We start from the raw sequence: 19,197 nt of genomic DNA on the forward strand, positions 1-19,197 counted from the left end.
GTTTACCCCTTGTTTGCAGCCCGGAAGCCATTTTCCAGGTCGGCAATTAAATCTTCGCCATCTTCAATACCGGTGGAGATACGCAGTAGCGTTTCGGAGATCCCGGCGGCGGCACGCGCCTGCGGCGACATACCGGCATGCGTCATGGTGGCGGCGTGAGAGATCAAACTTTCCACTCCCCCTAAAGATTCCGCCAGCGTAAACAGCGACAGCCCGCCCAGAAAACGACGCAGCGTCTCCTCATCCCCATCCAGTTCAAAACTCAACATTGCGCCAAAGCCTTTTTGCTGGCGCGCGGCAATTTCATGCCCCTGATTTTCCGGCAGCGACGGGTGATACAGTTTTTTCACCAACGGCTGGGTTTGCAGATATTTCACAATCGCCTGCGCGTTGCGCTGCGCCAGCTCCATACGCGGCACCAGAGTTCGCAAACCGCGCAGCAGCAGATAGCTATCAAACGCCCCGCCGGTCACGCCAATATTATTCGCCCACCACGCCAGTTCAGTGACCATTTCCGGATCTTTAGCAATCACCACGCCGGCCACGACATCCGAATGACCGTTGAGATATTTCGTGCATGAATGCAACACCAGATCGGCACCCAACGCCAGCGGATTTTGCAGCGCCGGGCTTAAAAACGTGTTATCAACGACGCTCACTGCGCCCGCCTCGCGCGCCAGCCGACAGATTTTCGCAATATCCACCACGCGTAACAATGGATTACTTGGACTTTCTACCAGTACCAGCTTCGGTTTTTCTTCCAGCGCCGCCTGTAAGGCGCGTTCATCGCCCTGATCGACAAACCGCACACGATAACAGCCGCGTGTCGCCAGACTGTCAAACAGACGATAACTGCCGCCGTAGCAATCATGCGGCGCGACCAGCAGATCGCCCGGCTTGAGGAAAACGGTGGTGACCAGATGAATCGCCGACATGCCGGTATTCGTCAATACCGCGCCCGCGCCGCCTTCCAGTTCCGCTAATGCGCGCTGAACAACATCACGCGTGGGATTACCGCGGCGGGAATAATCATGCGCGCGCGGCTCATTGAAACCGGTAAAGTTATAGGTACTGGAGAGATGGATTGGCGGCACAACGCAGCCGTATTGCTCGTCGTCGTTTAATCCGCTACGCACTGCGATAGTGGCCTGTTTACGCGTCATATGAAGATATTCCTGGCTGAGTCGGTGAAAGTCAGGCCACAGATTAACCACTACCACAATAGACGTCAATACATCTGGACATCTAAACTTCTTTGCGTATAGATTGAGCAAACCGCAAATAGCCGTTAAAATTATATGCATTAGCGCACATCTGCGACCGCTAACTTCGTGTCAGGGCCGCGCCACTACGGTAAACTACGCGCGATTATGGTCCGGGCTCAGGTTCAGACCTCAATATTAATGACGAAGAGGATTAAGTATCTCATGGCTGAATGGAGCGGCGAATATATCAGCCCATACGCTGAGCACGGTAAGAAGAGTGAGCAAGTCAAAAAAATTACGGTTTCCATTCCTCTGAAGGTGTTAAAAATCCTCACCGATGAACGTACGCGTCGTCAGGTGAACAACCTGCGCCACGCCACCAACAGCGAGCTGTTGTGTGAAGCATTTCTGCACGCCTTTACCGGGCAACCCTTGCCGGATGATGCCGATCTGCGAAAAGAGCGCAGCGATGAAATCCCGGAAGCGGCAAAAGAGATCATGCGTGAGATGGGGATTGACCCGGAAACGTGGGAATACTGATAGCAAAGCATGCGGTCAGAACGCCTCTGGCCGCGCTTTTTTAACGATTCCCCCTGTACACGGCTATCTCCGACATTTTTCTAACCGTTCATCTTCCCGAATAGCCCTCGGTGGATAAATTTGTCAGACATGATAAGTCTCTCTTCGTTATTTTCCTGAAAAAAATTCCCGACATGCCATAACCGATATAATTTTATTATATTTAAACTTCCAATCTTTATTTAAAGTTTCACGTAGCAAAGCGTACATGAATAATAATACACCGCCATATATTTACTGAACAAATAGTATAACGATGAGTATTGTTAAAAAGACCATGGACACCTCATATTTGTGACCAACATCATTATTCCCCTCCGCGGATTGTTTTACTTTTTTAAATGTTTTTTCATCTCCGATAAATAAGAAGGTTAATATACATTCATTTTATCGATAATATCGAATGGGGAAATAAATATGTTATTTACAAGGAAAGTCTTACCTGTATTATGCTGCCTGTGTTTGAGCGGCAGCGTTTTGGCCTCAGGCGTTTTAGACCCAAACAGGCCAATGGTCGCATCAGCAGATGTCATTCCAGTACATGAAGGGCCATTAGGTATGGTCGATGTCGCTCCCTACGGCGGCGTTTTCCCATTAACAGCAATCATTAATAAAGCCAATCATAATGTACAGGACGTGAAGGTTACCGTTTTAGGGAAAGGGGAAAAAGGCATCCCGATCAGTTATGATGTCGGCCCGCAGGCTATAAATACCCATGACGGCATACCTGTATTTGGCTTGTATCCAGATTATGTCAATAAGGTTAAAGTTGACTGGACTGAAGAAGGTAAAAAACAAACTTATACGTGGTCCATTTACGCCGCACCGGTATCATTACCCTCTACTACCGGGCAAACTGCCGTTCTTCCTACAGTAGAACCGGTTAAAGTCGATAGCTCGCTTAAAAATCGCTTATATCTTTTTAACCATATAACAGGGATGCCAAGAGCCGGCCACATTATGCATGTCGCAGGCGGCGCGGCGAACTGGGATTATACCGGTATCAACTGGATTAGCGATACGAATGGCGATGTTCGCGGCTATATGAATATTGATAAATTCCGTAACCAGGATGATATAACGCGTTTTGGTTCCATGATGAGCTTCCATCAGGTTAACGATGGCAATCTTATTTTTGGCCAGGGTCAACGTTACTTTAAATATGATTTCTTAGGCCGCGTTATTTCCGATAAACGACTGCCAAAAGGATTTATTGATTTTTCGCACGCCATTACCGAAACGCCGAAAGGCACCTACCTGCTGCGTGTCGCAAAAGAAAATTATCCATTAAATGGTAAATACACCATCAATACGGTGCGTGATCATATTCTTGAAGTTGACCAGAACGGCGATACCGTCGATTACTGGGATCTGCCAAAAATCCTCGACCCCTATCGTGACGACGTTATTCTGGCGATGGATCAGGGAGCGGTATGTTTGAGCGTCGATGCCGAACACTCCGGTCAGGTCATGACCAAAGAGCAGCTTGCAAAACAACCCTTCGGCGATATCGCGGGTTCCGGCCCGGGCCGCAACTGGGCGCATGTTAACTCCGTCAGCTACGATCCTCGCGACGACAGCATTATCATTAGCTCGCGCCACCAGTCTGCCATCATCAAAATTGGTCGCGATAAAAAAGTGAAATGGATACTTTCCGATCCATCCGGCTGGAAAGGCGAACTGGCGAAAAAAGTGCTGAAACCCGTAGACAGCAACGGTAAACCACTAACCTGCGAAGCGCACCACTGCGACGGTGGATTTGACTGGACATGGACACAACATACCGGTTGGTTAGTGCCATCCAAAAGCACCGGAGGTAAAACCGTCGTGACCGCCTTTGATAACGGCGATGCGCGCGGCATGGAACAACCGGCCATGCCATCAATGAAATATTCCCGCGGCGTGGAATATCAAATTGACGAAAAAAATATGACGGTTTCCCAAATGTGGGAATATGGTAAAGAGCGCGGTTTTGACTGGTACAGCGCCATTACTTCCGTCACGGAATATCGCCCGGAAACCAAAACGATGTTCATGTACTCGGCTACAGCGGGAATGAGCGGTACAAAACCGATCGTTTCCGTTCTGGATGAAGTCAAAGACGGTACTCAGGATGTGATGCTGGAGCTAAAAGTACACAGTAACCGTGCCGGTATGCTGGGTTATCGGGCGCTGATTATCGATCCAGAGCAGATGTTTAAAAAATAAAGCGAGATAGTAAAAGTAAAACAGGCGGAAGCTAACTTCCGCCTGAATAGTTAAAACGTATTGTAGTTATGACATTCGCCTTATCCAGTCTCAGATCGACCACCCGTTTCTTCAGCCGGAAGGTCAGAATTTGACATTGTCGCAGTTAGCCATGTATGTTGAAGGACGACTGAAGAATGTGATGCCGCTGTAGCATTTTTAACGTGACACATAATTCTGAACGCTCTCAAGATAATTTCTTCTCCAGATTTTATTTTAAAATTGTGTAATTAATAACTCACTTTAAAATAAATTATTTCTTTTTCTTTCGTCCTGTATCCCATCCATTTATTCTATAAACAACGCATAGCAACCATGCGCCAGTGGCATAAAAGAAAACAGGAGCAAAAATATCATTAATATTAAAATCAATTTTTGGCCATGTCGAAAATCTGAAATAATAGATACCTCTTAGAATCCATTCTCCCACAAAACACATAAGGAAAAATGAAAAGTACACATAAAAATACAATAGTATGAATTTAATTATTCCTTTCATTTTTTCGTCTCCTCTGTATCAAAAATCTCCTCTGATTTATCTCCTATATATTCAGAGAGGACTACACCGAACAGGCCACGTCCGTCGGCGCGCCAATCAGCACACCCGCTGCCCCCTGGACTATCGGACCGCCCACCGGGGTCATGTCACCCTGACGCGCCGCCGGTTTTCCGCTTATTGTTATATCCTTATGAGTTATAGTTGCGCAAAACCCTACAAGGAACAGGTGGTATACAAAAGATCAAAAATGGTTGTACGGTGAATTTTAGGAATATATCAAGATCGGCGGGCGAGAAAGGTTGTTCGAGTAATAAGCACCGTTATTACCACTGGCTAGTTCTGGAATAGATTGACATATCTTCCTTTGTATATAAATAAAATGTGTCAACGTTATTATTCAGGACGGGTCATCCATAACAAAAAAGCGCCCTGCGGCGCTTTTTTTTCTGGCGGTAACTTATTTGCTGCCAGGGATGCTGAAGCGCTTGTTGAAGCGCTCAACACGACCACCGGTATCAACAACACGCTGCTTACCAGTGAAGAACGGGTGGCATTTGCCGCACACGTCCAGGTTCAGGTCGTGACCCACGGTAGAGTGGGTTTTGATAACATTACCGCAAGAACAGGTTGCAGTAATTTCTACGTAATTCGGGTGAATACCTTTTTTCATGGGGAACCTCAGTGTAAGGCCGCGTCGCTCTTCCAGCCCTAACGCCAGACACCACGCGAAGTTAATAGTAAAGGGTTTGATGCTCACAACACGCACCAAAGGCGGCGAATCATACAGAATTTGACCACCGTATGCAAACTGATCCGCGCTCCCTTATCGTAATGTGTATACTACCCGACGAAATTTCAAGTCAGGAAGATGCTATGTCCGTCGCGCACGTTGCCTTGCCCGTTCCGCTTCCCCGAACCTTTGATTACCTGCTGCCGGAAGGCGGGATCGCCAAAGCCGGGTGCCGCGTGCGCGTGCCGTTCGGCAAGCAGCAAGAGCGCGTGGGCATTGTCGTCTCGGTTAGCGACCACAGCGAATTGCCGCTCGATGAATTAAAATCGGTCATTGAAATCCTGGATAACGAGCCAATCTTTTCTCCCTCCATCTGGCGCTTACTCCTCTGGGCGGCGGATTACTACCACCATCCCCTCGGCGACGTTCTGTTTCACGCTCTGCCGGTTTTACTGCGTCAGGGAAAACCAGCCAGCAACGCGCCCCTATGGTATTGGTTCGCCACCGAAGAGGGGCAAGCCGTCGACATCAACAGCCTGAAACGCTCCGCCAAACAACAACAGGCGCTGGCGGCGCTGCGGCAAGGAAAGATCTGGCGCTATCAGGTAGCCGAGCTTGATTTTACTGACGCCACGCTGCAAACGCTGCGGCGTAAGGGGCTTTGTGAGCTTGCCAGTGAAACGCCCGCGTTTACCGACTGGCGGGAGCATTACGCCGTCGCAGGAGAGCGCCTGCGGCTGAATACCGAACAGGCGACAGCAGTCGGCGCGATTCACAGCGCGTCGGACGGTTTCTCCGCCTGGTTGCTGGCAGGCGTAACCGGTTCCGGCAAGACCGAAGTGTATCTGAGCGTGCTGGAAAACGTCCTCGCCCAGGGCAAACAGGCGCTGGTGATGGTGCCGGAAATCGGCCTGACGCCGCAAACGATCGCCCGTTTTCGCGAACGTTTTAACGCGCCGGTGGAAGTGCTGCATTCCGGGCTAAACGACAGCGAGCGTCTTTCGGCATGGCTGAAAGCGAAAAACGGCGAAGCGGCGATTGTCATCGGCACGCGCTCCTCGCTGTTTACGCCGTTTAAAAATCTTGGCGTAATTGTCATCGACGAAGAGCACGACAGCTCTTATAAACAGCAGGAAGGGTGGCGCTACCATGCCCGCGATTTGGCTGTGTATCGCGCCCATAGCGAGCAGATCCCGATTATTCTCGGCTCCGCCACCCCAGCCCTGGAAACGCTATGCAACGTGCGGCAGAAAAAATACCGGATGCTGCGTCTGACGCGGCGCGCAGGCAATGCCCGTCCAGCCCTGCAGCATGTGCTGGATTTAAAAGGACAGCGTCTTCAGGCGGGACTGGCGCCCGCCCTTATCGCCCGTATGCGCCAACATCTCCAGGCCGACAATCAGGTAATTTTATTTCTTAACCGCCGGGGATTCGCGCCCGCGCTGCTTTGCCACGACTGCGGCTGGATTGCGGAGTGCCCGCGTTGTGATCACTACTACACGCTGCACCAGGCGCAGCATCATTTACGCTGTCATCACTGCGACAGCCAGCGTCCGGTACCGCGTCAGTGCCCCTCCTGCGGCTCCACACATATGTTACCGGTTGGGTTAGGGACGGAACAGCTGGAGCAGGTGCTGGCGCCCTTCTTCCCCGGCGTGCCGATCTCACGAATCGACCGTGATACCACCAGTCGTAAAGGCGCGCTGGAGCAGCATCTGGCGGAAGTTCACCGCGGCGGAGCACGCATCCTGATAGGCACACAAATGCTGGCGAAAGGCCATCACTTTCCGGATGTCACGCTGGTGGCGTTGCTGGATGTCGATGGCGCGCTTTTTTCCGCAGATTTTCGTTCGGCGGAACGCTTCGCCCAGCTCTACACTCAGGTTTCCGGCCGCGCCGGGCGCGCGGGCAAACAGGGCGAAGTGGTGCTCCAAACGCACCATCCTGAGCATCCCCTGCTGCAAACGTTACTGTATAAAGGCTATGATGCGTTTGCGGAGCAGGCGCTGGCGGAACGGCAAACGCTCCAGCTTCCGCCGTGGACCAGCCACGTCATTATTCGCGCAGAGGATCATAACAATCAGCAGGCGCCCGTCTTTCTCCAACAGTTGCGTAATCTGATTCAGGCCAGCCCGCTATCAGACGATAAGCTGTGGATCTTAGGTCCGGTTCCGGCCCTCGCGCCAAAACGCGGCGGCCGCTATCGCTGGCAAATTTTACTTCAGCATCCTTCACGGATTCGCCTGCAACACATCATCAGCGGCACGCTGGCGTTGATCAATACGCTCCCGGAAGCGCGGAAAGTTAAATGGGTTCTGGACGTCGATCCGATTGAAGGATAGTCCTCACGATGCGAGGCGGATCGTAAAATTAAAGATCCATCACACTTTTTATGAAAATTCTGTAACCGCTTCCACGCACTATCTGATAAAAATGTTTTCGATGAGTGTTACCAGGGATAGATCTGCGCCAGCAGTTCCCAGGCGAGGAGAAAGAGTGAAATCGAACAAGCAGGTTACTGCCGCTACGATGAAGGATGTTGCGTTGAAGGCGAAAGTCTCTACGGCAACCGTATCCCGCGCGTTAATGAACCCCGATAAAGTCTCCCAGTCGACCCGTAGCCGGGTTGAACAGGCCGCGCTTGAAGTGGGTTATTTCCCGCAGTCGATGGGGCGAAATGTAAAACGCAATGAATCCCGTACGATTCTGGTGATTGTCCCGGATATTTGCGATCCCTTCTTCAGTGAAATTATCCGCGGTATCGAAGTGACCGCGGCAGAACAGGGGTATCTGGTGCTGATTGGCGATTGCGCCCATCAAAACCAGAAAGAAAAAACCTTTCTTAATCTCATCATCACCAAACAGATCGACGGCATGGTACTTCTCAGTTCCCGACTGCCCTTTGACGCCAGCGTTGAGGAGCAGCGCAATTTGCCTCCGATGGTGATGTCGAATGAGTTTGCGCCGGAGCTTGAACTGCCGACGGTACATATCGATAACCTGACCGCCGCGTTCAATGCCATGAACTACCTGTTGGATTTGGGCCACAAGCGGATTGGTTGTATTGCGGGGCCGGAAGATATGCCGCTCTGTCACTATCGCTTACAAGGTTACGTACAGGCATTAAGACGCAGTGGCATTGTGGTCGATCCGCATTACATCGCCCGTGGCGACTTTACCTTTGAAGCCGGGGCAAACGCATTAAAGCAGTTGCTTGAGCAACCGTTGCCGCCTACCGCCGTCTTTTGTCATAGCGACGTAATGGCGCTGGGCGCCCTCTCCTGGGCCAAGCGCCAGGGTCTGAAAGTGCCTGACGATCTGTCGATTATCGGCTTTGACAATATCGCGCTAGCCGAGTTTTGCGACCCTCCGTTGACAACCGTGGCGCAGCCGCGTTTTGACATTGGTCGCGAGGCGATGCTGCTGTTGCTCGATCAGATGCAGGGGCAAAATGTGAGCAGCGGCTCGCGTTTAATGGATTGCGAGCTGATTATTCGCGGTTCTACGCGCGCTTTACCCTAAAGTAAATAGCTTTAAGACTCACCTGTCTGGTCAAAGGCCCGCCGCTTCAGTAACATGACGGGCTGACGAACGAATAAATACAGCGAAACGATAGTGGCACAACGAGATTATGTACGTCGCGGCCAACCGGCTCCTTCGCGGCGCAAAAAGAGCACCTCACGGAACTCACGGAAGAAGCAAAGCAACATGCCTGCCGTCTCGCCGGCAATGGTCGCGATTGCGGCAGCCGTCCTTGTGACCTTTATCGGCGGTCTGTACTTCATTACTCACCATAAGAAAGAAGAGTCCGAAACGCTACAAAACCAGAAAGTCACCGGCAATGGGCTTCCGCCAAAACCGGAAGAGCGCTGGCGTTACATCAAAGAGCTGGAAAGTCGCCAGCCGGGCGTGCGTACGCCAACGGAACCGTCCGCCGGCGGCGAAGTCATGAATCCGAATCAGCTCACCAGCGAACAGCGCCAACTCCTGGAGCAGATGCAGGCGGATATGCGTCAGCAGCCAACGCAACTTAACGAAGTGCCGTGGAACGAGCAGACGCCAGAACAACGCCAGCAAACGCTACAGCGCCAGCGTCAGGCGCAGCAGCAGCAGTGGGCTCAAACGCAGACTGTTCAGCAACCACGCACGCAGCCGCGGGTAAACGAGCAGCCGCAAACGCGCACGGTACAGTCCGCCCCAGCGCAACCTGCGCGCCAAAGTCAGCCGCCGAAGCAGACGGCCTCGCAGCAACCTTATCAGGATTTGCTGCAAACGCCGGCGCATACCAGCGCGGCAGCGCCAAAAGCCGCGCCCATTACGCGCGCGCCTGAAGCGCCGAAGGCGACAGCAGAGAAAAAAGATGAACGTCGCTGGATGGTGCAATGTGGTTCATTCAAAGGCGCCGAGCAGGCAGAAAGCGTCCGCGCTCAGCTGGCGTTTGAAGGCTTTGACTCCAAAATTACCACCAATAACGGCTGGAATCGCGTGGTTATCGGGCCGGTGAAAGGTAAAGAAAATGCCGACAGCACCATTAACCGTCTGAAGATGGCGGGCCATACAAACTGCATTCGACTCGCCACCGGGGGTTGAAACCCTCAAAATCTCCCCCATCTATACTTGCATTATGCCCCGTACGCCGTACGGGGCCGCAATTCAGCATTAGTAACCAAGGGGTCTGCTCGTGACAACAATAGTAAGCGTACGCCGTAACGGCCACGTGGTAATCGCCGGTGATGGTCAGGCCACACTGGGTAACACAGTAATGAAAGGCAACGTGAAGAAAGTCCGCCGCCTCTACAACGACAAGGTCATTGCGGGCTTTGCGGGCGGTACTGCGGATGCATTCACGCTGTTCGAGCTGTTTGAACGTAAACTGGAAATGCATCAGGGGCACCTGGTCAAAGCCGCCGTTGAACTGGCGAAAGACTGGCGTACCGACCGTATGCTACGCAAACTGGAAGCGTTGCTGGCCGTCGCGGATGAAACCGCCTCGCTCATCATCACGGGTAACGGCGATGTCGTGCAACCTGAAAACGATTTAATTGCTATCGGCTCCGGCGGTCCTTATGCCCAGGCTGCCGCTCGCGCTCTGTTGGAAAATACCGAGCTCGGCGCGCGCGAAATTGCTGAAAAGGCGTTGGATATTGCAGGCGATATCTGCATTTACACCAACCATTTCCACACCATTGAAGAATTGACCGCCAAAGCGTAAGGACCTCTCATGTCTGAAATGACCCCACGCGAAATTGTCAGCGAACTGAACAAACACATTATCGGCCAGGATAACGCAAAGCGTTCCGTGGCGATTGCATTGCGTAACCGCTGGCGTCGTATGCAGCTTGATGAAGAGCTGCGCCACGAAGTAACGCCGAAAAATATTCTGATGATTGGCCCGACCGGCGTCGGTAAAACCGAAATCGCCCGTCGTCTGGCAAAACTCGCCAACGCGCCGTTCATTAAAGTCGAAGCCACCAAATTCACCGAAGTGGGCTATGTCGGGAAAGAAGTGGACTCTATCATCCGCGATCTGACCGATGCCGCGGTGAAAATGGTTCGCGTACAGGCTATCGAGAAAAACCGCTATCGTGCGGAAGAGTTGGCGGAAGAACGTATTCTCGACGTACTGATCCCACCCGCAAAAAATAACTGGGGCCAGGCCGAACAGCAGCAGGAGCCTTCTGCCGCCCGTCAAACGTTCCGCAAAAAACTGCGCGAAGGCCAGCTCGACGATAAAGAGATCGAGATTAACCTCGCCGCCGCGCCGATGGGCGTAGAGATTATGGCGCCTCCGGGCATGGAAGAGATGACCAGCCAGTTGCAGTCTATGTTCCAGAACCTGGGCGGTCAGAAACAGAAACCGCGTAAGCTGAAAATTAAAGACGCGATGAAACTGTTGGTTGAAGAAGAGGCTGCTAAACTGGTCAACCCGGAAGAGCTGAAACAGGACGCTATCGACGCGGTTGAACAGCACGGCATCGTGTTTATCGATGAAATTGACAAAATTTGTAAGCGTGGCGAAACCTCCGGCCCGGATGTTTCACGCGAAGGCGTACAGCGCGACTTACTGCCGCTGGTAGAAGGCTGCACGGTTTCGACCAAACACGGGATGGTCAAAACGGATCATATTCTGTTTATCGCCTCTGGCGCGTTCCAGGTGGCGAAGCCGTCTGATCTGATCCCGGAACTGCAGGGCCGTCTGCCGATTCGCGTTGAACTTCAGGCGCTGACCACCAGCGATTTCGAACGCATTTTGACCGAGCCAAACGCCTCCGTCACCGTGCAGTATAAAGCGCTGATGGCAACTGAAGGCGTCAATATCGAGTTCACCGATTCCGGTATTAAACGTATTGCCGAAGCCGCCTGGCAGGTTAACGAAACCACCGAAAACATCGGCGCGCGCCGTCTGCATACCGTACTGGAGCGTCTGATGGAAGAAATTTCCTATAACGCCAGCGATCTGCACGGCCAAAACATCACAATTGATGCGGAATATGTGAGCAAACATCTGGATGCGCTGGTCGCAGATGAAGATCTAAGCCGTTTTATCTTATAATCGCGTCCAATGCATTTTCATCACTGTTGATGGGGCTGAAAAGCCCCATTTTTATTGGCGCTAAATATGACTGAACAACAACAAATTAGCCGCACCCAGGCCTGGCTGGAAAGCTTACGACCCAAAACCTTACCCCTCGCCTTCGCAGCGATTATCGTCGGTACGGCCCTGGCATGGTGGCAAGGCTATTTCGATCCTCTGGTCGCACTGCTGGCCCTTATCACCGCCGGGCTGTTGCAAATTTTATCCAACCTCGCCAACGATTACGGCGACGCTGTCAAAGGCAGTGATAAACCAGATCGCATCGGGCCGCTGCGGGGGATGCAAAAAGGCGTCATCACCCGGCAGGAGATGAAGCGGGCGTTAATCATTACCGTCGTGCTGATCTGTATCTCCGGACTGGCGCTGGTGGCGGTCGCGTGCCATACGTTAACCGATTTTGTCGGCTTCCTGATTTTGGGCGGGCTGTCGATTATCGCCGCCATCACCTACACCGTGGGTAATCGGCCCTACGGCTATATCGGGCTGGGTGATATCTCTGTCCTGGTATTCTTTGGCTGGCTAAGTGTCATGGGGAGCTGGTATCTCCAGGCGCATACGCTGATTCCGGCGCTGATTCTCCCGGCCACCGCCTGCGGTTTACTGGCGACGGCGGTGCTGAATATTAATAACCTGCGCGATATTAATAGCGACAGAGAGAACGGCAAAAACACCCTTGTGGTACGACTGGGCGATGTCAACGCGCGTCGTTATCACGCCTGCCTGTTGCTAGGCGCGCTGCTCTGTCTGGCGCTGTTTAATCTGCTCTCGCTACACAGTCCGTGGGGATGGTTGTTTATTCTGGCCGCGCCATTGCTCATTAAACAAGCGCGCTACGTAATGCGCGAAAGGGAGCCTGCGGCAATGCGCCCGATGCTTGAACGTACCGTTAAAGGCGCGTTGTTAACCAACCTGTTATTTGTGATTGGGATACTCTTAAGTCAGTGGGCCGTTTAACTGACAAATATCAATTAACAATTGATGATTTTGCCAACAGTATACTTAGCGCGATATACTAAAAATTCTCGCAGCAACTGAACGTTAAGCCTATGAAATACGATACTTCCGAGCTTTGTGACATCTATCAGGAAGATGTCAACGTCGTGGAACCGCTGTTCTCCAATTTTGGAGGGCGGTCGTCGTTTGGCGGACAAATCATCACGGTAAAATGTTTCGAGGACAACGGGTTGCTGTACGATCTGCTCGAACAAAATGGCCGTGGTCGGGTTCTGCTGGTCGATGGCGGCGGTTCTGTCCGCCGTGCATTAGTCGATGCGGAGCTGGCGCGTCTGGCCACGCAAAATGAATGGGAAGGGCTGGTTATCTATGGCGCGGTGCGTCAGGTGGACGATCTGGAAGAGCTGGATATCGGCATTCAGGCGATCGCCGCCATTCCGGTTGGCGCCGCAGGTGAAGGCATTGGGGAAAGCGATGTGCGCGTCAATTTCGGCGGCGTGACGTTCTTCTCCGGCGATCATCTCTATGCCGACAACACCGGGATTATCCTTTCCGAAGACCCGCTTGATATCGAGTGATCAAAAAAGGCGCCGTAAGGCGCCTTTTTTATGCGTTGTCGCTGATTGCCGGATGGCAGCTTACGCCTTATCCGGCCCACCGGTATCCGCATTCTAAATCCTCTATAGATTTCGCGTCAGGGCAAGGCGGCAAGTAAGTGAATCCCCAGGAGCATAGGCCACTATGTGACTGGGGTGAACGCACGCAGCCAACGCCGCCATAACGTGAAATATGACGAGGATTAGACTTCTTCCATACGACCAAGCAGCGCCTGCAAACGTTCCTGCCAGCCGCTCTGCTGTTCCTTCAGAGAATTATTTTCACGCTCGAGTTCTTCACGCTGATGCTGTGCAGACTGCACTTCCTGCGTCAGGCTGTTGTTTTTTTCTTTCAGCTCTTCAATTTCCATCTGTAACAGGGTGATGGTGTCAATCGCCTGCTGTACTTTTGCTTCCAGTTTCTCAAACACTTCTAAAGACATGATCTTACCTCTCCTGAATTGCAAGGCGACGCTTCACGTAAACGCGCACAATATATAGTGTCGATTGTATGAAGCCCCGCTCTCGCTGTCCAGCGACATACCGCGTAGATCGCGGTTTGCAGCAATTTTCATCCATCTCCTGGTAACATTCATTCAATAACTTAAAAGTGTTAACATATTGGTTAATGAAATGATTCAATTCACTCTCTTCTGCTGTCTCAAAATGCGCCTCATGGCGCGATAACGCTCATTTTATTGACGCAGTACACACATTTTGATTTCGATATTTCTCGTTTTTGCTCGTTAACGATAAATTAACAGTGTGCCTACAGGGCATCGTGGATGTCCATGACCTCCTCGCATACCAATAAACATTACATACTCTTCAGGATCCGATTATGAGTCAAACATCAACCTTAAAAGGCCAGTGCATTGCTGAATTCCTCGGTACCGGGTTGTTGATTTTTTTCGGTGTGGGTTGTGTCGCTGCGCTTAAAGTTGCCGGAGCTACTTTTGGACAGTGGGAAATCAGCGTCATCTGGGGTCTGGGGGTAGCGATGGCTATCTACCTGACGGCAGGTGTTTCTGGCGCACACCTGAACCCGGCAGTGACCATCGCACTCTGGCTATTTGCCTGTTTCGACAAACGTAAAGTTGTTCCTTTTATTATTTCTCAAGTTGCCGGCGCCTTTTGCGCAGCGGCGTTAGTTTACGGGCTTTATTACAATCTTTTTGTGGACTTCGAACAAACCCACCATATCGTCCGTGGCAGCGTTGAAAGTCTCGATCTCGCAGGCATTTTCTCAACTTACCCGAATCCTCATATCAATTTTGTGCAGGCCTTCGCGGTTGAAATGGTGATTACCGCTATTCTGATGGGGCTGATTCTGGCGCTGACCGACGACGGTAACGGCGTACCTCGCGGTCCGCTTGCGCCACTGCTCATTGGTTTACTGATCGCCGTTATCGGTGCCTCTATGGGGCCGTTGACCGGGTTTGCGATGAATCCGGCGCGTGACTTTGGCCCCAAAATGTTCGCCGGGCTTGCCGGTTGGGGTGAAATTGCGTTTACCGGCGGTAGAGACATTCCTTACTTCCTGGTGCCGCTGTTTGGCCCCATCGTCGGCGCCATTCTGGGCGCGTTTGCTTATCGCAAATTTATTGGCCGTCATTTGCCGTGCGATACCTGCGTCGTGGAAGAGAAGGACTCCACCGCGACCACACAACAAAATGCTTCGCTGTAATCTGATTACGGGACAAAATTATGACTGAAAAAAAATATATCGTTGCGCTCGACCAGGGTACCACCAGCTCCCGCGCGGTCGTTATGGATCATGACGCGAATATCGTCAGCGTATCACAGCGTGAATTTGAGCAAATTTATCCTAAGCCAGGCTGGGTAGAACACGACCCGATGGAAATTTGGGCGTCTCAAAGCTCAACGCTGGTAGAAGTGCTGGCTAAGGCCGATATCAGTTCCGATCAGATTGCCGCTATCGGTATCACCAACCAACGTGAAACCGCGATCGTCTGGGAACGTGAAACCGGCAAACCGATATACAACGCTATTGTCTGGCAGTGCCGTCGTACCGCCGATATTTGCGAACAGCTTAAACGCGACGGCCTGGAAGATTACATCCGCGACAATACCGGTCTGGTCGTCGATCCGTACTTCTCTGGCACTAAAGTGAAATGGATCCTTGACCATGTGGAAGGTTCGCGCGAACGCGCGAAGCGTGGCGAGCTGCTGTTCGGTACGGTGGATACCTGGCTTATCTGGAAGATGACGCAGGGCCGCGTCCACGTTACGGATTACACCAACGCCTCACGAACCATGCTGTTCAACATCCATGATTTGGACTGGGACGATAAAATGCTGGACGTGCTGGATATCCCACGCGCGATGCTGCCCCAGGTACGTAAGTCCTCCGAAGTCTATGGCCAGACCAATATTGGCGGTAAAGGCGGTACACGTATTCCTATCGCCGGGATTGCCGGGGATCAGCAGGCCGCGCTCTTCGGCCAACTGTGCGTAAAGGAAGGAATGGCAAAGAACACCTACGGCACCGGCTGCTTTATGCTGATGAACACCGGCGAGAAAGCGGTAAAATCGGAAAACGGCCTGCTGACCACCATCGCCTGCGGCCCAAGCGGCGAAGTCAACTATGCGCTGGAAGGCGCGGTGTTTATGGCGGGAGCGTCCATTCAATGGCTGCGTGATGAAATGAAGCTCATCAGCGACGCGTTCGACTCCGAATATTTCGCCACGAAAGTGAAAGATACCAACGGTGTCTACGTGGTTCCAGCCTTCACCGGTCTGGGCGCGCCGTACTGGGATCCGTATGCCCGCGGCGCCATTTTTGGCCTGACCCGCGGCGTGAACTCTAATCACATTATCCGCGCGACGCTCGAATCCATCGCTTACCAGACCCGCGACGTACTGGAAGCGATGCAGGCCGACTCCGGCATCCGCCTGCACGCTCTGCGTGTGGACGGCGGCGCAGTGGCCAACAACTTCCTGATGCAGTTCCAGTCAGATATTCTCGGCACGCGGGTGGAACGCCCGGAAGTGCGCGAAGTGACCGCGCTGGGCGCCGCCTATCTGGCTGGTCTGGCCGTCGGTTACTGGCAGAACCTGGACGAGTTGCAGGAAAAAGCCGTCATTGAGCGAGAATTCCGCCCCGGCATTGAAACCACCGAGCGTAACTACCGTTATAGCGGCTGGAAGAAAGCGGTTAAACGCGCAATGGCGTGGGAAGATCACGACAAGTAAGGTCGCCATCCGGCAAAATCTTTGTGCGGGGGCAACTCCGCACACACATCAATTATTCCCTCCTTCCCCTGTGCTACACTGCGCGCCACTCCTTTTTGCTACGAGTTTGTTATGAGACGAGAACTTGCCATCGAATTTTCCCGTGTGACCGAAGCGGCGGCGCTGGCTGGCTACAAATGGCTGGGACGCGGCGATAAAAATACCGCGGACGGCGCGGCGGTCAACGCCATGCGTATCATGCTCAACCAGGTCAACATTGACGGCACCATCGTGATTGGCGAAGGCGAAATCGACGAGGCCCCGATGCTCTATATCGGCGAGAAAGTCGGTACCGGCCACGGCGATGCGGTAGATATCGCCGTCGATCCGATTGAGGGCACGCGCATGACGGCGATGGGTCAGGCGAACGCGCTGGCGGTGCTGGCGGTCGGCGATAAAGGCTGCTTCCTGAATGCGCCCGATATGTATATGGAAAAACTGATTGTCGGTCCGGGCGCCAAAGGGGCGATCGATCTCAATCTGCCGCTGGCGGATAACCTGCGCAACATCGCGGATGCGCTGGGTAAACCGCTTGGCGATCTGACCGTGACCATTCTGGCAAAACCGCGTCATGACGAGGTCATCGCAGAGATGGCCAAACTGGGCGTACGCGTGTTTGCCATTCCTGACGGCGACGTCGCGGCCTCAATTCTGACCTGTATGCCGGATAGCGAAGTCGACGTGCTGTACGGAATTGGCGGCGCACCAGAAGGCGTGGTATCCGCAGCGGTGATCCGCGCGCTGGACGGCGATATGCAGGGGCGTCTGCTGGCGCGCCATGATGTGAAAGGCGACAGCGAAGAAAACCGCCGCATTGGCGAACAGGAACTGGCGCGCTGCAAAGCAATGGGCATTGAAGCGGGCAAGGCGTTATGCCTGGGCGATATGGCGCGTAGCGATAACGTTATTTTCTCCGCGACCGGCATCACGAAAGGCGATCTGCTGGAAGGAATTAGCCGGAAAGGCCATATTGCCACGACAGAAACGCTGCTGATCCGCGGCAAATCACGCACCATCCGCCGCATTCAGTCTATCCACTATCTTGATCGTAAAGATCCGGATGTACAGGCGCATATCCTCTAGCGCATTTGTTAGTTAGAGCCTTCCAGCCTCGCGGGGCTGGAAATCTTTCTCCTGACGAACGAAGATAAGGTTAGCGATTCAGAACAGGAGAAAACCATGGCCGATTGGGTAACAGGTAAAGTCACTAAGGTGCAAAACTGGACTGACGCACTGTTCAGCCTGACCGTTCACGCCCCCATTAATCCTTTTACTGCAGGCCAATTTACCAAACTCGGACTGGAGATCGATGGCGAGCGCGTTCAGCGCGCGTATTCCTATGTCAATGCGCCTGACAATCCGAATTTAGAGTTTTATCTGGTGACGGTGCCGCAAGGAAAGCTCAGCCCGCGGCTGGCGGCGCTAAAACCTGGCGATGAGGTGCAAGTGGTCAGCGACGCGTCGGGTTTCTTTGTACTGGATGAAGTGCCTGACTGCGAGACGCTATGGATGCTGGCGACCGGAACCGCTATTGGCCCGTATTTGTCTATTCTGCAATATGGGCAGGATGTCGCGCGCTTTAAAAATCTGGTCTTGGTCCACGCCGCACGCTTCGCCGCCGATTTAAGCTATCTGCCGCTAATGCTGGAACTGCAACAGCGTTATGAAGGCAAGCTGCGCATCCAAACGGTGGTCAGCCGGGAGAGCGTGCCAGGCTCGCTTACCGGACGCGTGCCAGCGCTCATTGAAAACGGCGAGCTGGAAAAAGCCGTTGGATTGCCGATGGATAAAGAGACCAGCCACGTCATGCTGTGCGGGAACCCGCAGATGGTGCGCGATACGCAGCAACTGCTGAAAGAGACCCGACAGATGACTAAACATCTGCGCCGCCGACCGGGGCATATGACGGCTGAACATTACTGGTGATGTTTTACCGAATGGCGGCTAGGGCTTATCCGGCCTCCTGCAAATCATCACCAATCTGTGGGCCCGGTAAGCGTCAGCGCCACCGGGCAAATTACGGTTTACCGCCCGTTCACGGTTCTGCCTTAAACTTCACGTCCTGTGTCGCTTTCCCAAACTTATTTTCCCCCTGAACACCGACAAACGCGCCCAGATCGATAAGCATCATCACCAGGATCAGCGTCGGAATAAATCGCCCGACGACCCACTGCCACATCCCCGGCAGCATCACCCAGTTTCCGGCCAGCAGCATCCACGCCAGAATCATTAGCAACGCCCACGCGCCGGAGCGTCCCCGGTCATGCAGACGTTTGACCATGACGGCGGCGGTCGGCCACAGCAGGCACACCAGGCAAAATGCCGCCGTTTGGATATCAAGCAGATTTTTCCCCGCCAGCGAAAATAGCGCCAGCATCCCGGCAAACCAGAGGCCGACCCAAATCCAGAAATCACGGCGTCCGATACGCCCTTTAAATGAGAATAACCATTGCTGTATGGTCATGTAAGTTCCTTATATTTTGCCTTCCGCTACAGTTTACCCTTTTGACAAGCCCGACAGTTATCGTTTTAATCGT

17 protein-coding genes and 1 pseudogene are annotated in these 19,197 nt (G+C 52.8%); 13 read left to right on the forward strand and 5 right to left on the reverse strand.

Features of this window, described 5'->3' with window-relative positions; all coding sequences use genetic code 11:
- Positions 1–2 precede the first annotated feature (2 nt).
- Positions 3–1,163 carry a cystathionine gamma-synthase gene (gene metB, locus ACLJQD_RS20105; protein WP_000197213.1) on the reverse strand — a complete coding sequence of 387 codons (1,161 nt, stop codon included), beginning with the start codon at positions 1,161–1,163 and terminating at the stop codon, positions 3–5.
- 264 nt (positions 1,164–1,427) lie between these two features.
- Here metB and metJ point away from each other — a divergent pair, with 264 nt between their 5' ends.
- Together metJ and ACLJQD_RS20115 are read left to right on the forward strand one after the other, a co-directional pair.
- Positions 1,428–1,745: a met regulon transcriptional regulator MetJ gene (gene metJ / locus ACLJQD_RS20110; RefSeq protein WP_000852811.1), complete on the forward strand. Its 318-nt coding sequence runs from the start codon at positions 1,428–1,430 to the stop codon at positions 1,743–1,745.
- A 456-nt stretch (positions 1,746–2,201) separates the two neighbouring features.
- A complete protein-coding gene (locus tag ACLJQD_RS20115; protein ID WP_000899639.1) occupies positions 2,202–3,992 on the forward strand; it encodes an aryl-sulfate sulfotransferase in 1,791 nt (596 codons plus the stop codon).
- Positions 3,993–4,594: 602 nt separating this feature from the next.
- Here ACLJQD_RS20115 and ACLJQD_RS20120 read toward each other — a convergent pair.
- A pseudogene (locus ACLJQD_RS20120) lies at positions 4,595–4,708 on the reverse strand (hypothetical protein); the annotation flags it as partial.
- 279 nt (positions 4,709–4,987) lie between these two features.
- Entirely contained in the window at positions 4,988–5,200 is a 213-nt protein-coding gene (gene rpmE / locus ACLJQD_RS20125) for a 50S ribosomal protein L31 (protein ID WP_000715284.1), read from the reverse strand.
- Positions 5,201–5,403: 203 nt separating this feature from the next.
- Here rpmE and priA point away from each other — a divergent pair, with 203 nt between their 5' ends.
- The 7 genes from priA (at position 5,404) to rraA (ending at position 13,387) form a co-directional block, all read left to right on the forward strand.
- Positions 5,404–7,602 (forward strand): primosomal protein N', encoded by a 2,199-nt coding sequence (priA, locus tag ACLJQD_RS20130; RefSeq protein WP_017441862.1) that lies wholly within the window; start codon positions 5,404–5,406, stop codon positions 7,600–7,602.
- Positions 7,603–7,756: 154 nt separating this feature from the next.
- The gene (gene cytR, locus ACLJQD_RS20135; RefSeq protein WP_000841337.1) at positions 7,757–8,782 is read left to right on the forward strand and encodes a DNA-binding transcriptional regulator CytR; all 1,026 of its coding nucleotides are present in this window, start codon (positions 7,757–7,759) and stop codon (positions 8,780–8,782) included.
- Positions 8,783–8,875: 93 nt separating this feature from the next.
- Positions 8,876–9,850, forward strand: coding sequence for a cell division protein FtsN (gene ftsN / locus ACLJQD_RS20140; protein ID WP_017441863.1), 975 nt, complete (start codon positions 8,876–8,878; stop codon positions 9,848–9,850).
- Positions 9,851–9,941: 91 nt separating this feature from the next.
- On the forward strand, positions 9,942–10,472 hold the full coding sequence (hslV, locus tag ACLJQD_RS20145; RefSeq protein ID WP_000208240.1) for an ATP-dependent protease subunit HslV: 531 nt from the start codon (positions 9,942–9,944) through the stop codon (positions 10,470–10,472).
- 9 nt (positions 10,473–10,481) lie between these two features.
- On the forward strand, positions 10,482–11,813 hold the full coding sequence (gene hslU, locus ACLJQD_RS20150; protein ID WP_001293360.1) for an HslU--HslV peptidase ATPase subunit: 1,332 nt from the start codon (positions 10,482–10,484) through the stop codon (positions 11,811–11,813).
- A 66-nt stretch (positions 11,814–11,879) separates the two neighbouring features.
- The gene (menA, locus tag ACLJQD_RS20155; RefSeq protein WP_000139639.1) at positions 11,880–12,809 is read left to right on the forward strand and encodes a 1,4-dihydroxy-2-naphthoate polyprenyltransferase; all 930 of its coding nucleotides are present in this window, start codon (positions 11,880–11,882) and stop codon (positions 12,807–12,809) included.
- A 92-nt stretch (positions 12,810–12,901) separates the two neighbouring features.
- Positions 12,902–13,387, forward strand: a complete 486-nt coding sequence (rraA, locus tag ACLJQD_RS20160) for a ribonuclease E activity regulator RraA (protein ID WP_000872918.1) — start codon at positions 12,902–12,904, stop codon at positions 13,385–13,387.
- Positions 13,388–13,608: 221 nt separating this feature from the next.
- Here rraA and zapB read toward each other — a convergent pair whose 3' ends face one another.
- Complete coding sequence (zapB, locus tag ACLJQD_RS20165; RefSeq protein ID WP_000051370.1) at positions 13,609–13,848, reverse strand: septal ring assembly protein ZapB; 240 nt, start codon at positions 13,846–13,848, stop codon at positions 13,609–13,611.
- Between the two features lie 398 nt (positions 13,849–14,246).
- Between zapB and ACLJQD_RS20170 the strand changes: the two genes are divergently transcribed.
- The 4 genes from ACLJQD_RS20170 (at position 14,247) to fpr (ending at position 18,586) form a co-directional block, all read left to right on the forward strand.
- Positions 14,247–15,092 carry an MIP/aquaporin family protein gene (locus ACLJQD_RS20170; protein ID WP_000084285.1) on the forward strand — a complete coding sequence of 282 codons (846 nt, stop codon included), beginning with the start codon at positions 14,247–14,249 and terminating at the stop codon, positions 15,090–15,092.
- A gap of 20 nt (positions 15,093–15,112) precedes the next feature.
- The gene (gene glpK / locus ACLJQD_RS20175; protein ID WP_000136808.1) at positions 15,113–16,621 is read left to right on the forward strand and encodes a glycerol kinase GlpK; all 1,509 of its coding nucleotides are present in this window, start codon (positions 15,113–15,115) and stop codon (positions 16,619–16,621) included.
- A gap of 111 nt (positions 16,622–16,732) precedes the next feature.
- Positions 16,733–17,743, forward strand: coding sequence for a class II fructose-bisphosphatase (glpX, locus tag ACLJQD_RS20180; RefSeq protein ID WP_001250624.1), 1,011 nt, complete (start codon positions 16,733–16,735; stop codon positions 17,741–17,743).
- Between the two features lie 96 nt (positions 17,744–17,839).
- Positions 17,840–18,586, forward strand: a complete 747-nt coding sequence (fpr, locus tag ACLJQD_RS20185; protein WP_000796303.1) for a ferredoxin--NADP(+) reductase — start codon at positions 17,840–17,842, stop codon at positions 18,584–18,586.
- Positions 18,587–18,695: 109 nt separating this feature from the next.
- Here the strand turns inward: fpr and ACLJQD_RS20190 are convergent, their stop codons facing one another.
- Positions 18,696–19,124 (reverse strand): DUF805 domain-containing protein, encoded by a 429-nt coding sequence (locus tag ACLJQD_RS20190; protein ID WP_017441864.1) that lies wholly within the window; start codon positions 19,122–19,124, stop codon positions 18,696–18,698.
- Positions 19,125–19,197 lie beyond the last annotated feature (73 nt).

Source organism: Salmonella sp. SAL04214, assembly GCF_046550615.1.
Taxonomy (GTDB): Bacteria; Pseudomonadota; Gammaproteobacteria; order Enterobacterales; family Enterobacteriaceae; genus Salmonella; species Salmonella enterica.